The following is a 15,088-nucleotide window of genomic DNA, read 5'->3' as shown; positions in this document are numbered from 1 at the left end:
TCCGGACCCCCTGGCGGAAGAGGTCTCGATCCCCTATTTAGAGGACTTGGCCCATCTAACCATGCAGTCGCCCGGCGCGCCACGAAGGGGTGGCCGGGTCGCGCTCTACGATCTTTGCCAAGGCTTGGACCTGCATGGATGCGGATCCGACACGCCGAGGGTCGTTTTACCCGACCCGCTGCTGCGTGGTCGGATGGTGGGTTCTACACTGCCAATCTCAACATTCGTCCTTTAAAACCTCCGAGGAGACCTCATGGCCCACCAGGCCACCGCGTCCGACCAGTCACCCCCTGGTGCCGGGCGCGTCCTCACGGTCTCGACGATCGCCTTCACCGTGATGTTCGCGGTGTGGACGATGTTCGGGATCCTCGCCAAGCCGATCCGTGCCGAGCTGCACCTGTCGGAGGCCGAGTACAGCTGGATCCTCGCCGCCGCGATCCTCAACGGATCGATGTGGCGGCTGCCGGCCGGCATGCTCACCGACCGGATCGGTGGCCGCAAGGTCATGGTGGTGATGCTGGCGGCGACCGCCGTCCCGGCCTACCTCGTGTCGGTGGCCCACTCCTACGCAGCCCTCCTGGTCCTCGCATTCCTCGTCGGCTTCGCCGGCAACTCGTTCAGCGTGGGCATCGCGTGGAACGCCGCCTGGACCGCCCGCCGCCAGCAGGGCTTCGCCCTCGGCGTGTTCGGCGCCGGCAACGTCGGCGCCTCGGTCACCAAGTTCATCGGGCCGCCGCTGATCGTCGGCACCACCGGGGCGTCCTACTTCGGTTTCCTGCAGGGCGGCTGGCGACTGGTCCCCGTGATCTACGCCGCGCTGCTCGTGCTGCTCGCCGTCCTCACCCTGCTGATCACCCCGCGCCACGACCGCAAGCCCGGCTCGAGCAAGCCGATGAGCGAGATGCTCGCCCCGCTGCGCGAGCTGCGGGTCTGGCGCTTCAGCCTCTACTACGTCGCCGTGTTCGGCGCCTACGTCGCGCTGTCCGGCACCCTGCCCACGTACTACCAGGACAACTTCGGCGTCTCGCTCACCGAGGCCGGGCTGCTCACCGCCCTGTTCATCTTCCCGGCGTCGCTGCTGCGGCCGGTGGGCGGCTGGTTCTCCGACCGCTTCGGCGCGCGCAAGGCGATGTACGGCACGTTCGTCGTCATGGCCGTCACCTCCGGCATCCTGATGATGCCCAACGGGCACGTCGTCATCCACCAGCCCGACGGGTCGCAGAGCGAGCACCTCGCCTACTCGATGGGCGTCGTGCCGTTCACCATCGTGCTGTTCCTGCTCGGGTGCGCGATGGGCGTCGGCAAGGCCGCGGTCTACAAGCACATCCCGGAGTACTTCCCCGACAACGTCGGCTCCGTCGGCGGTCTCGTCGGGATGCTCGGCGGCCTCGGCGGCTTCTTCCTGCCGCCGCTGTTCGCCTACACGAAGGTCTGGTCGGGCTTCCCGTCCAGCACGTTCTTCGTCCTGTTCCTGCTCACCCTCGTCTGCTTCGCCTGGATGCACTGGACCGTCGTCCACATGCTGCACCGCAGCTCCCCGGAGCTGTCCGACCACTTCGAGGCGCCGAACGCCTCGATCCCCACCCGCACCGAACCCGCCGTGGAGGCAACCGCATGAGCACCACTACGACACCCCGCTCCGGCGGGGAGTGGCTCCAGTCCTGGGACCCCGAGAACGAGGAGACCTGGGACAAGGCCTTGGCCTGGAAGACCCTGTGGATCACCACGTTCACGCTCACCATGTGCTTCGTCGCATGGTTCCTGCCGAGCGCGATCATCCCCAAGCTCAACGCCCTGGGCTACACGTTCACCAAGGACCAGCTCTACTGGATGGCGGCGATGCCCGGCCTCGCCGCCGGCCTGCTGCGCATCGTGTGGATGGTGCTGCCGCCCATCATGGGGACCCGCAAGATGGTGTCCCTCACCACGCTGCTGCTCGTCTTCCCCGTCCTCGGCTGGGGCGTGCGGGTCATCAACCCGACCGCGCCCTACTGGGAGCTCATGGTCCTCGCGTTCCTCGCCGGCATCGGTGGTGGCGCGTTCTCGGGCTTCATGCCGTCGACGTCCTACTTCTTCCCGCGCAAGATGCAGGGCACTGCGCTCGGCCTGCAGGCCGGCATCGGCAACTTCGGCGTCTCGCTGGTGCAGCTGCTCACGCCGTGGCTGATCGGCTTCTCGATGCTCGGCTTCCTCGGGCACAGCCAGTCGATGAAGATCGCCGGCAAGGCCCCCAAGGAGGTGTGGTACCAGAACGCCGCGTTCGTCTGGATCCCGCTGATCCTCATCGGCGCCGCCTGGGCGTGGTTCGCGCTGAAGTCGGTGCCGGTCAAGGCCAACATCCGCCAGCAGTTCGACATCTTCTCCAACCAGGACACCTGGTGGATGACGCTCATCTACATCATGACCTTCGGCACCTTCTCGGGCCTGTCCGCCCAGTTCGGCCTGCTGATGGGCAACCTCTACGGGTCCGGCAACACCGACATCGTCGCCGGGTCCGGCGCCTCCGCGCGGATCCTGGTCAGCGGCTATTCCATCCCCGACCCGGCGGCCTTCGTCTTCCTCGGCCCGCTCGTCGGCGCCGGTGCGCGCGTGCTGTTCTCGCCGCTCACCGACCGGATGGGTGGCGCCAGGTGGTCGCTCGTCTCGGCGCTGGGACTGATCGCCTCGATCATCTACACGATCCCGGCGCTGACGCCGGACACCTCCTCGGCCGCGGCGCTCCAGGGCGGCTTCACCCGGTTCCTCTGGGGCATGCTCGCGATCTTCTTGTTCTCCGGCATCGGCAACGCCTCGACCTTCAAGCAGATGCCGATGATCTTCGAGCGGCGCCAGGCCGGCGGCGTGATCGGGTGGACGGCGGCCATCGCGGCCTTCGGTCCGTTCTTCTTCAGCCTCGGTGTCGGCATGCTCGGCGCGACCCTGTTCTACTGGGTCGGCGTCGCCTGGGCCGTCATGTGCGCGGTCATCGTCTGGATGCGCTACGCCCGCCCCGGAGCCCCCAAGCCCAGCTGAGCAGACCATCCGGGTGACAACAGGCCCGGGTCGACTGGTTCCCGTAACCAGCGACCCGGGCCTTCGTTACACATGGTGTCAGCACGTCGCACCGCGTAGCCGTCGTCGGCCCGTCCGCCTCCCGGACGACCGGCCGCCGGCACCGGTCGCGACACCCCTCTGCGCCCCGTGAAGGAAGCACCCGTGCCTGGCTCGCCTGCCCTCCCTGTCGCCTCGGTCCTGCTGGGTCGTGGGCTGGGTGGCTTGGGTGATGGCTTGAGTCTTGGCCTGACGCCGCAGAAGCTGGCGCTGGCCCTGTGGGTCCTCGCCGGCCCGCTCGTCTGCCTCGCCGTCTGGCAGGTCGCCCAGATCGTGGTCGGCCTCGAGCGCCCTGCCGACGACGAGGCCGAGGCTGAGACTGCTGTCGAGACTGGGGACGCTGTAGACACTGTGCCTGCTGTAGACGGTGGGCCTGCTGTAGACACCGGGGCCTCGACCGGGCCCGCGGTGGGCACTGGGTCTGCCGTCGAGACTGGCGTAGCCGCGGCGGAGACCACCCCTCCGGCTCCCCCGTCGACCGCCGGCGACACGGCAGTCAGCCACCGAGACGGCAGCTAGCCACACCCCCCACGCCCCCACCGTCGACACGGCAGTTGGCCGCCGACCCGGCGCTGAACCAGACGGCTCTACCGCCCAGACGGCTGTTGGCCACCGAGACGGCACCTAGCCACGCCCCCACCGTCGACACGGCACCTAGCCACCGAAACGGCTGGCACAACAGACATCTCGGTGCCCGACAGCCATCTCGACACGCCTGGCGTCTCCAACCACCGTCTCGGTCACCAACCGCCATCTCGGCGGCCAGCACCACACCCCGGACCCCATCGCCGACGTCACCCAGCGACCCCAGACCCATCGAACCTGCAGATGTCGGACACGATCACGGCGTGTCGTGTCCGACATCTGCAGACTCAACGCGCCGGACCCCGCAAACCCTGCAGCCGAAGCCTTCCCGCCCGCCGCACGGAGTCCCCAAGCCGGCTGGGGGCATCGCGTCGGTGCCGAGACGCGGGTTACCCACCGAGACGGCGCTCGCCCACACCCGGCGCCGGCCGACACGGCACCTCGCCACCGACCCGGCGCTGAACCAGACGGATCTACCGCAGGGAGCGCACGCCGATCCAGACGTCGGGGTCGAGGGCTGCGGTGATGCGCATGGAACCGGGGCGGTCCTCGAGGGGCGGGGCGGCGTCGATCATGGCCTCGTGCAGACCGAGGGTGGCGAGGGTGCCGGCGACCAGACCTCGGTAGACCGCGGCGACCAGGTCGGGGTGGCTGCGGGCGATCGCTCGGAACGGGCACTCGACGGCGTCCAGGTCGATCTGGCGGCCGCCGTCGACCAGGTGGATCCGGCCGACGAAGCCCCACGCCTCCAGCTGGCTCTCCAGCCGCACGACCGTGTCGAGGAAGGCGCCCACCGTGACCGGCAGCCCGGTGACGAGCGGCGCGACACCCTCCCGGGCGAGCTCCGCACGGGCCCAGGCCTGGGCTGCCGACTCGGCGGCGAGCACGTCGGGGGACTCGGCCCGCCACAATCCGCTGACGAGCTCTGAGAGGGATTGGAACGACGCGGTGTCGCGGCCGGGTGGGATGGCCCGGCGCTGGACGGCGTAGAGCTTGCGCGGACGCCCGACCGAACGCCGCTGCTCGGCGAATCCGACCACCACCCCTGCCGCCTCGAGCGCGTCCAGGTGGTGGCGCACGGTGGTGACGTGCAGGTCGAAGGTCTCCGCCAGCTCAGGCGCCGACAGCCCGTGCCGTCCCGCGGGGCCGACCCCGCGGCGCAGGTCCGTGAGGGCGTCGCTCTCGTCCTGCACGGCAAGCAGGGCGTCGAGGATGCGGCGCCGCATCGACGAGGCGAGAAGCGGGCGCCGGGCGTCCTGAGAGGTCGCCGATCCGCCCTGCAACTCGCTGGTCATGCCCCCTCCTGCGGCCCCGGTCGCCCACCTCGGCGACGATCACCATGGTGCCACTCCGACACCGATCGTGAGGGCGGTGACCAGGAGAATCACGCCGACGAGGGCGGTGTCAGTGCCGCGCCAAGGTGCCGGCTGGGCCCACGTGCGGCGGCGGCCGGTGGCGACCGGCATCGAGAATCCCCGCGCCTCCATCGCCACCGCCATCCGTGCGGCCTGCCGCAACCCGTGGACCAGGAGCGCAAAGGTCAGCGACGCGGCTTCGCGGACCTGACCGACCACTGATCGGCGCGGCGGTGCGATGCCGCGCACCCGTCGCACCACCCGCAGCTCGGCGTAGGTCGCCACCAGCGAGTCGAACCGCTGCAGGGCCGCTACCCCCGCGAGCAGCGGACGTCCGGGCACCCGCAGCCGTTGCCCCAGGTGGTCGCCGAGCGGAAACGGCTCGAGATACGCCATCAGCAGCACCGCGGGTGCCGCGAAGAAGCCCAGCCGCAACGCCGGCAGCGCCGCCGACGCGAGATCACGGTCGGGCGAGAGCCAACAGTTGGAGAACAGCAGCGACAGCACCCCGATCAGCACGGGCGTGAGGCGGTGGAGCGGCTGCGGCCAGCGGCGCCCCAGGACGAGTGGCGACACGACCAGGAACGCCACCAGCCCGAACGCCGCCGTCCGCCAGTCGCGCAGGAACGGCGCCCCGGCCATCGGGATCACGCTCGCCAGCAGGACGGCGAGCGGTCCGCTGCGCGCTGCGAGCCCCGAGGTCACGCGCCTCCCTGGCCGGGTAGACCCCCCGGCCGGCTCCCGCGGGGCACGTCCCTCTGCGTCGGTAGCCCCCCCGGCTCGCGTAGACCCACCGGCCGGCTGCCGCTCCAGCACCACCTGGTCGTCGGCGACCTCCGCGAGCTGCGCGTCGTGGGTGGCCAGCACGACCGCCGTGCCACCGTCCCGCGCGGCCGTGATGACCCCGCGCACCGCGCTCCAGGTCGATCGGTCCTGCCCGACGGTGGGCTCGTCGAGGGCCAGCAGGCCGGGGCCGTGGGCGATCGAGGACGCCAGGGCGAGGCGGCGCTGCTCGCCCCCCGAGAGGGTGTGCGGGTCGCGCTCCCACAGCTCCGGGCCCAGCCCGAGCGCCCCGAGCAACCCCTGCGCGCGGCGTTCGAGCCAGGCCTCGTCCAGGCCGAGCGCTCGCCCGGTGGTGCATACGTCGTCGCGGACCGTGCGCCCGACCATCCCGATCTCGGGATTCTGCGGGCACCACCCGGTCCCCGCAGCCAGTCCCGCCGAGTCGCCCGAGGCGCCGCCAGCACCTGCCGCGCCGCCAGAACCCCCACCAGCACCAGCACCAGCACCAGCACCAGCACCAGCGTCACCCACGCGCATGCGGGTCACCATCCCCGACGTCGGCTCGAGCAGGCCCGCGAGCACGGCGGCGAGGGTCGACTTGCCGGCACCGCTCGCGCCGCGCAGCGCGAGCACGGACCCGGCCCTGACCTCGGCGTCAGCGCCGGCCAGCGCGACGACGGGGTCGTGCACGACCTGCCACGAGGACAGGCCCGGCGGCACCGTGCGCACCACGCCGACGTCCTCGGCGCGGACCAAGACGCCACCGGCTCCGGGGGCAGGCTCGGCGAGGGAGGGGTCTACCGGGAGCGGGGCGGGCGCCTCGGCGCCCGGGACCCAGACACCGAGCTCGAGCAGGCGGTCACGCTCGGCGGTGAGCACGTCGGCGACCGGACCGTCGGCGACGACGTGGCCCTGATAGTCCAGCACGACGAGGCGGTCGACGAGGTCGGTCCAGTGCGAGAGCTGGTGCTCGACGACGACGAGGGTGGCACCGCTCTGGGCCACGGCGCCGGCGACCGCGTCGCGCACGGTGGCGGCCGAGGCCGGGTCGAGCATCGAGCACGGCTCGTCCAGCAGCAGGACGGCCGGACGCAGCGCGAGCACCCCGGCCAGCGCGAGCCGTTGCGCCTCCCCGCCGGAGAGCGCGCGCACCTCGTGGTCGATGCCGTAGGGGAACCCGACGAGCCGCAGCGACTCCTCGACCCGCTCCCAGATCTGCTCGCGCGCCAGTCCGGCGTTCTCGGGGCCGAACGCGACCTCGCGCCCGACCGTGCCGGCCACCATGGCGTCGGCAGGGTCCTGCAGCAGCAGACCGACCTCACCGGTCGGGTGGTCCAGCACCGGGTGGCCACCCAGGGCGACCGAGCCGCTCAGCTCGCCCGAGTCGGTGCTCGTCAGCACCCCCGCGAGCGCGCGCAGCAGGGTCGACTTGCCCGATCCCGACGGTCCCGCGAGGAGCACCCGCTCCCCCGGCGCGAGGTCCAGGTCGAGGTGGTCCAGGATCGGGTCGCGCCGGCCGAACGGGCGCCAGGTGAGGTCACGGACGACGAGCTCGTGGTCGCCCTCCAGGGCCCCCGAGGAGCGCGCGCCAGCCGACACACCCGCGCCCGCCGTCAGGCCCACACCAACGCCCACGCCCACTCCCACGCCACCAGCAGCAGCCCCCTGCGTGCGGTCGAGACTCACCGCAGCGCGTTCTCGCGGGCCTCCTGGGCGACCGGGAAGGCGTTGACGGCACCGGCGCGGGCGAGGGCACGCACCAGCGCGAACCCGCCGAGGCCGGCGATCACGGCGCCGGAGAGCATGCCGCAGCCGAGGTAGACGAGCTTCTGCGTCCAGCTGAAGTCGGGGTAGTAGGACCACCACTCGTACGCCGCGATCTCGAAGACCGCGGCCAGCACACCACCGAGCATCGCGGCGGACACGTCGAAGCGGCGCCACCGCAGCAGCCCGAAGGCCACCGACACGCCCAGCCCCTGCAGGAAGCCGGACACGAGGACCGCTGCGCCCCAACGGTTTCCGAGCAGCGCCTCCACCACGGCGGCGATGATCTCGACGTAGATCGCGGCACCGGGGCGGCGGATCAGCAGGGCTCCCGCGACGGCGGGGAGCAGCCAGATGCCGAGCATCAGGCCCCCGATCGGGGGGTAGCCCGCCGTGGCGCCGTTGAGCACGGGGTAGAGAAAGGTGTCGAAGCCCCAGAACGCGACCCCGAGGCCTACGGCGAGCATCGCACCGACCACGAAGTCGATGCCGCGCCAGGCGAAGAGCGAGCGCCCGGAGGCAGTGCGCCCGGAGCGCGTGCTGGTGTCCGTCCGAGGATTCATGATGCGTGTCCTGTCTCCATGCGGGGCGGCACGGTGCCGACCCGTTCACAGAGGGGGCATCCGGATGGATGCAGAAGATCCCGACTCCCTTCGCCGGTACTAACCGGATCAGGTTCGAGGGTCTGTGGCGTCCTGCCACACTCTCAGCGCTCGCTGCGCTCCCCTGTCGTGCAAAACGTGACGCTACACCGGAAATCGTGTGAGACTCCAGTCATGGGACCGCAAGTGTGGAAGATCATCGGCACCGCCGCGGCGGTGCTCGTCGGAACGGTGGCCAACAAGGTCGTCACGCAGGGCTGGCAGAAGGCCACCGGCAAGGAGGCCCCCTCCGACCCGACAAACCCCGAGGTCGACTGGAAGGAGGCGATCGCCTTCGCCGCGCTCTCCGGGCTCGTCGTCGGCATCGCCAAGCTGCTCACCCAGCGCAAGGCCGCGGGCTACTACATGCACGCCCTCGAGCGTGACGAGCACGTGACCGACCACTTCGACCAGAAGCTCGACGCCATGTCGAACAAGGCCGACTGAGCAGCACCACCCCACCTCACACAGCACCACCACAGCAGCACCACTCGCCGAGACGGCGGTCGGTGACCGAAACCGGCTGGTAGACCAGCCACCTCGGTCCGCGACCGCCGTCTCGGCCGTGCTGCGGGACTACGGAGCACTGCCACGAGCCGTGGGCTACTCCGCTGCCAGCGCTGCTGCCGGGCTGACCCGTGCGGCCCGTCGGGCGGGCAGCACCGACGCGAGCCAGCCGGCACCGACGGCGATCACCGCGACCAGCGCCAGCCGCTCCCAGGGGACGACGAGACCGACGTGGGTCACCTCGCCGCTCAGCAGCGCGTGCGCCCCCGCCCACCCGTAGACCAACCCAAGACCGAGCCCGAGCAGCACCCCCACCAGCGCGAGCAGGATCGCCTCGAGGCCGAACGTCCGCCGCAGCTGACGCCGCGTGAGCCCGAGGGCGCGCAGCAGGCCGGACTCCTGGTTGCGCTCGAGCACGGACAGGCTGACGGTGTTGCCGATGCCCACCAGCGAGATGAGCACGGCGACGGCGAGCAGCCCGGTGACGACGAGCAGCACGATCTGCACCTGGTCCTGCACCTCCTGGCGGGACAGGGCGAGGGGGTCGACCTGGACGCCGGGGACGACCCGCTGGGCCGTCTCGCCGACCCGGCCGACCGCGGCGGAGGTGTCGACGCCGTCGGCGAGGCGCACCCAGACCGCGCTGGTGGCAGCGGGGTCGAGGCGGCGCAGCGTCTCCGGCGTGACGACGGCGGCGTCCATCCGGTCCGGCGACACCGAGGCCCGCAGGGTCACGGCCTTCGCGCCCTGCCCGACGACGACCGACGCACCGTCCGCGACGTCCAGCGACGCCGGCAGCAGCACGGTCCCCGGCGCCAGGCCGACGAAGTAGGCCGGGTAGCGGCTCGCGCGCGCCGCCTCCGGGCTCACCGCCTGCACCGACATCGACAGGGGGCGACCGGCGTCGGCGGCCGAGCCGTCCGACGAACCAGCGGCCGAGCCACCAGTCGAGCCACCCGCCGAGCCCGCGAGGGTGAGGGGCACCTCCGCCCGGGGCGACCAGACGGTGCCGGAGGCGCGCACGTCCCGGTCGGCGGCGAGCGCGCTCGTGAGGGCCGGCGGCACGGACGCCGTGTCGAGGTGCAGCGCGACGTCGACCGGGGACCGGCGGTCGATCTCGTCGTCGACCCCGCGCTGGGCCGTGGCCGCGCCCACGCTCATCATCGTGATCAGGGCGACGCCCACGAGCAGGGCCGACGCCGTGGTCGCGGCCCGCTGCGGGTTGCGCGCCGTGTTGTCCGCCGCGAGCTCGCCCGGCACCCCGGTCAACCGGCCGGCCACCCCGCCGACCGCACGGGCCAGCGCGGGCACGAGCACCACCGACAGCAGCAGCACGCCGACGAAGCTGAGCACGCCTCCGGCCAGGCCGAGCGGGAGCGAGGGGCCCGACGCGCCGAGCACCAGCAGGGCTCCCCCGACCGCCGCCAGGACCAGCCCGACGCCGAGCCGCACCCGCCCGAGCCGCCGGGCAGCGACCGCACCCGTGGGCCGCAACGCAGCCAGCGGTGCCACCCGGGTGGCCCGACGAGCCGGGACGACCGAGGCCAGCACGGTCACCACCACGCCCACGAGCACGGGGACGAGCAGCGCGGTGGGGGTGACGTGCAGCGAGCCCAGCTCGACGGCCGTCCCGCGCGTCGACCGGATCAGCACCTGGGCCAGTCCCAGGCCGGCGGCCAGCCCCACGAGCGATCCGAGCAGCCCGAGCAACAGCGCCTCGACGACGACGGAGCCGAACACCTGGCGTCGACGCGCGCCGACGCAGCGCAGCAGGGCCAGCTCACGGGTGCGCTGGGCGAGCAGGATGCCGAACGTGTTGGCGATGACCATGCTCGACACGAGCACCGCGATCCCCGCGAAGCCCAGCAGCAGCAGCGTGAGGACGCGGGTACTCGCCCCGAGATCGCTGATGCGCGAAGCGATCTCGTCGGACCCGGTGCGCACGGTGGTGCCGTTGCCGATGAGCCCGGGCAGCGCCCTGACCTGCTCGCGCAGCGCCCCCGGGTCGCCGGTCCCCTTGACCAGGAGCTCGCTGTAGCCCGGCTGCCCCGTCCACCGACCGATGTCCACCGCACCGGCGTACACCGTCTGCGGCATCGCTACCAGACCCGACGGCTCGATCACGCCGACCACGCGGGCGGTGGGTGCGGGCTGGTCCGGCGCGGGTGGCACGAGGGTCAGGGTGCTGCCGACCGAGAGCTTGCCCTCCTCGGCCAGCCGGCTCGAGACGGCGACCTCACCGGTGGCCGCGGGACGACGACCGGAGGTCAGCGCTCCGTCGTCGGGGCGCGGGGTGCGCGCCATGATCACGACGTCCTGCCCCGACAGGCGCGCCTGCACGAGCGACGCGACCGCCCCCGAGACGGTCTCGACCCCGGGCAGTGCGTCGATGCGGTCTACGGAGGACAGCGGGACCCGCGCACCGGCGCCTCGGGATCCGTCAGCGGCAGTGACCACGACGGACGCGTCACCCACCTCGTCGGTGACCACCCGGGTGAGGCTGTGCTCCAGCGTGGCCCCGGTCAGCAGGGTGACAGCCACGAAGGCCACGGCGAGGACGACGGCCACGAGCGCGCTCACGAGCCGCCGGCCCTGCCCGCGGACGGACGAAACAGCAAGCTGCACAGTAGAACCCATGGTCAGGCTCCCAGTCCGCGCAGGGCTTCGAGCACCGAGTCGACGGTGGGGTCGGCCAGCTCGCCCGCCACCTGGCCGTCCGCCAGCAGGACCACCCGGTCGGCGTGCGCCGCGGCGGCCGGGTCGTGGGTGACCATGACGACGGTCTGACCGAGCTCGTCCACGCACCGCCGCAAGAAGGAGAGCAGCTCTTGGCCCGAGACCGAGTCGAGCGCACCCGTCGGCTCGTCCGCGAAGATCACGTCCGGCCGGGTCACCAGTGCCCGCGCCACGGCGACCCGCTGCTGCTGGCCGCCGGAGAGCTCGCTCGGGCGGTGACCGAGCCGGTCGCCGATGCCGAGGACGGCGACGGGGCCTGACCCCGGTTCTTGGACACGCTGAATCCAGCACGTGGTGCTGGGGAAGCGAGATGATCCGAGAATCATGGCTAGGAAGAACTATTCCGAGGAGTTCCGTCGTCAGGCCGTCGACTTGTACGAGTCCACCCCGGGTGCCACGGTCCGCGGCATCGCCGAGGACCTCGGCATCGTGCGTGGCACGCTGCGGGGTTGGCTCGAGGTCTACGGGACCGGCAAGAAGACCGCTGCTGACGGGACGTTGACCTCCAGCCCACTGCAGTCCAGGCCGTCGAGGAAGAACTCCTCGGCGCCCGAAGGTGAGACGCCGGAGCAGAAGATCGACCGACTGGAGGCCGAGAACGCGGCGCTGCGGGCCGAGACCACCAAGCTCACCACCGAGCGGGAGATCCTGCAGCGGGCGGCCAAGTATTTCGCCGGGGAGACGCGCTGGTGAGTCGCTTCCAGTTCGTCGCCGACAACTCCGCCACCTTCGAGGTGAAGCGACTGTGCGAGCTCGTCGAGATCGAGCGCTCCTCCTACTACGCCTGGCTCAAGGCAGCCCCGGCACGCGAAGAGCGAGCTCGGGCCGATGCCGAGCTCGCGGAGCGGATCAGGGCCGTCCACGCCGAGGACAACACTTGCGGTGCGCCGCGGGTCACCGCCGAGCTCAACGACAACACCCCTGCCGGTGAGCGGGTCAACCACAAGCGCGTCGCGCGGGTGATGCGGGCCGAGGGCATCCGTGGCTATGTGAAGAGGCGGCGGGTGCGGACCACGATCCCCGAGCCGTCGGGGCAGAAGTACCCCGACCTGCTCCAGCGCGACTTCACCGCCGAGCGCCCCAACCGGCGCTACGTCGGCGACATCACCTACCTCCCGCTCGCGGACGGGACGAATCTGTACCTGGCGACCGTGATCGACTGCTACTCCCGACGGCTCGCCGGCTGGGCGATCGCCGACCACATGCGCACCGAACTCGTCGAGGAAGCGTTGAACGTCGCGGCCGCGACCCGAGACAGCCTCAAGGGCGCGATCTTCCACAGCGACCACGGGTCGGTCTACTGCTCCAAGGCCTACGCCCAGCTCTGCAAGAAGTTCGGCGTCACCCAGTCGATGGGCGCCGTCGGCTCGTCGGCCGACAACGCACTCGCGGAGTCGTTCAACGCCACGATGAAGCGCGAGGTCCTCCAAGACACCGCCTGCTGGCCCGACGAGCTGACCTGCCGCCGGCAGGTCTTCAGATGGCTCGTCCGCTACAACACCCGCCGCCGTCACAGCTGGTGCGGCTACCTCTCCCCGTCCACCTACGAGGCCCGCCGGGCCGCTACGCTGCCAACCGCCGCGTAATCACACCCCGTGTCCAAGATCCGGGGGTAAGGCCCCATTCCCGCCGGTGATCCATTGTTCTACTGGGCAACGTTCGGGCTGGCCGGGGTGTGGATCTGCGGGGCTCTTATCTCAGGGCCGCTGCACCTAGGCAGCGCCTGGACCCGGTCGGGTCGCTCCAATGCCCGACCCGTCGTTCAGGCGTTGGCCCTGGCGACCCTACTGGTCGTCGTGTTCTGCGCGGGCGCTGTCGCGATCTCACGAATCCCGGCCCTGCGTGAGCCGGTTGATAGCTTGCTCAACCATGCGCGCTACGGTTCGCTGCTGGTCGTCTTCCTGATCGTCGTCGTCAACGGGATCGGTGAAGAGTTGTACTTTCGAGGGGCGCTGTTCGCCGCCTTGGGGCGCCGCTACGCCGTCATCCTGTCGACGATCATCTACACCCTGACCACCATCGGGGCGGGTGTCCCGCTGCTGGTGCTCGCCGCTGCCGTGCTCGGACTGCTGACCGGCCTGCAGCGCCGCGTCACCGGCGGCATCCTCGGCCCGATCGTGCTGCACATCGGCTGGTCGGGGTCCATGTTGTTCCTTCTGCCCGCCATCCTTGACGCACTGAGGTGAGTCGCATGACCGATCCGTCTTCTATGCCCGAGCACGGGCTGGCTCTCGTGACCGGGGTCACCGGTTACATCGGGGGCCTGCTGGTGCAGCCGTTGCTCGACGCGGGCTGGCGGGTGCGGGTGCTCACCCGCGACGCCAGCAAACTGGAGAACCGGCCCTGGCACGACGCTGTCGACATCGTCACGGGCGACGCCGGTGAGGACGACGACCTCTACCGCGCCCTGGACGGTGTGGATGTCGCCTACTACCTGCTGCACTCGATGGACGGCAAGGGGGACTTCCGGGCCCGCGATCGTGATTTGGCCGCCCGTTTCGCCAGCGCCGCTGAGCGGGCCGACGCGTCCCGACTGGTCTACCTGTCCGGCCTGCACCCCTCCGGTGAACTGTCCGAGCACCTGGCCTCACGTGTGGAGGTCGGCGAGATCTTCTTGGCGTCGGAGGTGCCGTCCGCGGTGCTGCAGGCGGCAGTCGTCCTCGGCGAGGGATCGGTGTCCTTCCGGATGCTGCGCTTCCTCACCGAGCGGCTCCCGGCGATGATCGCCCCGGCGTGGTTGAACAACCGCATCCAGCCGATCGCGATCGACGACGCCCTTCACTACCTGGTCGGGGCGGCCACGCTGCCCCGCGAGGTGAATCGCACCTTCGACATCGGCGGCCCGGACGTACTGACCTACGCCCAGATGATCAAGCGCTTCGCGACGGTCATGGAGATGCGACCCCGTGTCGTGGTTACCGTGCCGGTTCTGACGCCCGGGCTGGCCGGGCTCTGGATCGGCCTGGTCACGCCGGTGTCGGCGGGTGTGGCCCGCCCGCTGGTCGGGAGCCTGGTCCATGAGGTGGTGTGCAAGGAACACGACATCGATCGGTTTGTCCCTGAACTGCCGGGCGGGCCAACCGGTTTCGACGATGCCGTCCACCGGGCCATGGCGACGGCCGAGCCGTCCACCGGGCCGGGAAACCTTGCCGTCGCCGGTGCCGCGGTTGCGGCCGCTGCCGTCGCGGGGTCGATCGCTTCAGACCCGACATCGCGCTGGTATCGGTCGTTGGACCTGCCGTCGTGGCAACCGCCGGGCGTGGTGTTTCCGGTCGTGTGGACCGGGTTGTACGCCTCGATCGCTGGGACGTCCGCCTCGGCGGTGACCACCTTTATCGATCGCGACACGCCGGAGGACTCACACCGTGCGACGGACTACTGGACCCGGTTGGGGGTCAATCTGGCGTTGAACACCGGGTGGAGTTGGGTGTTCTTCCGGGCCAAGAGCCTGCCTGCCGCGACCGGCTGGGCCACTGCCCTCGCCGGTAGCTCGATCGACCTGGCCCGAGCGGCGGGGAAAGCGGGCCCCAGCCACCGTCGCGCGTTGACGCCGTACGCCGCGTGGTGCGTCTTCTCCACCGCATTGAGCGCCGAGGTCTGGCGGCGTAATGCCGGGCGCCGGTGACG

General features: G+C 71.3%; 10 protein-coding genes, 1 pseudogene and 1 riboswitch. Of the genes and pseudogenes, 6 read left to right on the top strand and 5 right to left on the bottom strand.

Features of this window, described 5'->3' with window-relative positions:
* Positions 1-253: 253 nt before the first annotated feature.
* A complete protein-coding gene (locus MM440_RS07195; protein WP_241443637.1) occupies positions 254-1,618 on the top strand; it encodes an MFS transporter in 1,365 nt (454 codons plus the stop codon).
* Positions 1,615-3,012, top strand: a complete 1,398-nt coding sequence (locus tag MM440_RS07190) for an MFS transporter (protein WP_241443636.1) — start codon at positions 1,615-1,617, stop codon at positions 3,010-3,012. The genes MM440_RS07195 and MM440_RS07190 overlap by 4 nt, the downstream gene beginning before the upstream one ends.
* A gap of 1,136 nt (positions 3,013-4,148) precedes the next feature.
* Here the strand turns inward: MM440_RS07190 and MM440_RS07185 are convergent.
* The 3 genes from MM440_RS07185 to MM440_RS07175 are packed head-to-tail and all read right to left on the bottom strand — an operon-like array spanning position 4,149 to position 8,140.
* Complete coding sequence (locus MM440_RS07185; RefSeq protein WP_241443635.1) at positions 4,149-4,970, bottom strand: helix-turn-helix transcriptional regulator; 822 nt, start codon at positions 4,968-4,970, stop codon at positions 4,149-4,151.
* Positions 4,971-5,009: 39 nt separating this feature from the next.
* Positions 5,010-7,499 (bottom strand): ATP-binding cassette domain-containing protein, encoded by a 2,490-nt coding sequence (locus MM440_RS07180; protein WP_338155618.1) that lies wholly within the window; start codon positions 7,497-7,499, stop codon positions 5,010-5,012.
* Positions 7,496-8,140: an ECF transporter S component gene (locus tag MM440_RS07175; RefSeq protein ID WP_241443634.1), complete on the bottom strand. Its 645-nt coding sequence runs from the start codon at positions 8,138-8,140 to the stop codon at positions 7,496-7,498. The genes MM440_RS07180 and MM440_RS07175 overlap by 4 nt, the downstream gene beginning before the upstream one ends.
* 68 nt (positions 8,141-8,208) lie before the next feature.
* A riboswitch (TPP riboswitch) is annotated at positions 8,209-8,315 on the bottom strand.
* Between the two features lie 38 nt (positions 8,316-8,353).
* Between MM440_RS07175 and MM440_RS07170 the strand changes: the two genes are divergently transcribed.
* Complete coding sequence (locus MM440_RS07170) at positions 8,354-8,665, top strand: DUF4235 domain-containing protein (RefSeq protein WP_241443633.1); 312 nt, start codon at positions 8,354-8,356, stop codon at positions 8,663-8,665.
* 156 nt (positions 8,666-8,821) lie between these two features.
* On the opposite strand, the gene MM440_RS07165 is transcribed toward MM440_RS07170, so the two are convergent.
* Together MM440_RS07165 and MM440_RS07160 are read right to left on the bottom strand one after the other, a co-directional pair.
* On the bottom strand, positions 8,822-11,362 hold the full coding sequence (locus tag MM440_RS07165; RefSeq protein ID WP_241443632.1) for an FtsX-like permease family protein: 2,541 nt from the start codon (positions 11,360-11,362) through the stop codon (positions 8,822-8,824).
* A gap of 2 nt (positions 11,363-11,364) precedes the next feature.
* A pseudogene (locus MM440_RS07160) lies at positions 11,365-11,703 on the bottom strand (ATP-binding cassette domain-containing protein); the annotation flags it as partial.
* 82 nt (positions 11,704-11,785) lie between these two features.
* On the opposite strand from MM440_RS07160, the gene MM440_RS07155 reads away from it, so the two are divergent.
* From MM440_RS07155 to MM440_RS07145, 3 genes are all read left to right on the top strand, one after another.
* Positions 11,786-13,047, top strand: a protein-coding gene (locus MM440_RS07155) for an IS3-like element ISTesp3 family transposase (RefSeq protein WP_241441902.1) whose coding sequence is annotated in 2 segments (ribosomal slippage) — positions 11,786-12,134 and positions 12,134-13,047 — 1,263 coding nt in all. Because the reading frame shifts where the segments join, the coding sequence is not laid out codon by codon here.
* Between the two features lie 183 nt (positions 13,048-13,230).
* On the top strand, positions 13,231-13,647 hold the full coding sequence (locus MM440_RS07150) for a CPBP family intramembrane glutamic endopeptidase (protein WP_241443631.1): 417 nt from the start codon (positions 13,231-13,233) through the stop codon (positions 13,645-13,647).
* Positions 13,648-13,652: 5 nt separating this feature from the next.
* The gene (locus MM440_RS07145; RefSeq protein ID WP_241443630.1) at positions 13,653-15,086 is read left to right on the top strand and encodes a tryptophan-rich sensory protein; all 1,434 of its coding nucleotides are present in this window, start codon (positions 13,653-13,655) and stop codon (positions 15,084-15,086) included.
* Positions 15,087-15,088: the final 2 nt, after the last annotated feature.

This window comes from Arsenicicoccus piscis (assembly GCF_022568835.1).
In the GTDB taxonomy this organism is placed as follows: domain Bacteria; phylum Actinomycetota; class Actinomycetes; order Actinomycetales; family Dermatophilaceae; genus Arsenicicoccus; species Arsenicicoccus piscis.
Note: the sequence above shows the minus strand (reverse complement) of the source record. Positions and strands in the feature narration are given on the sequence as shown.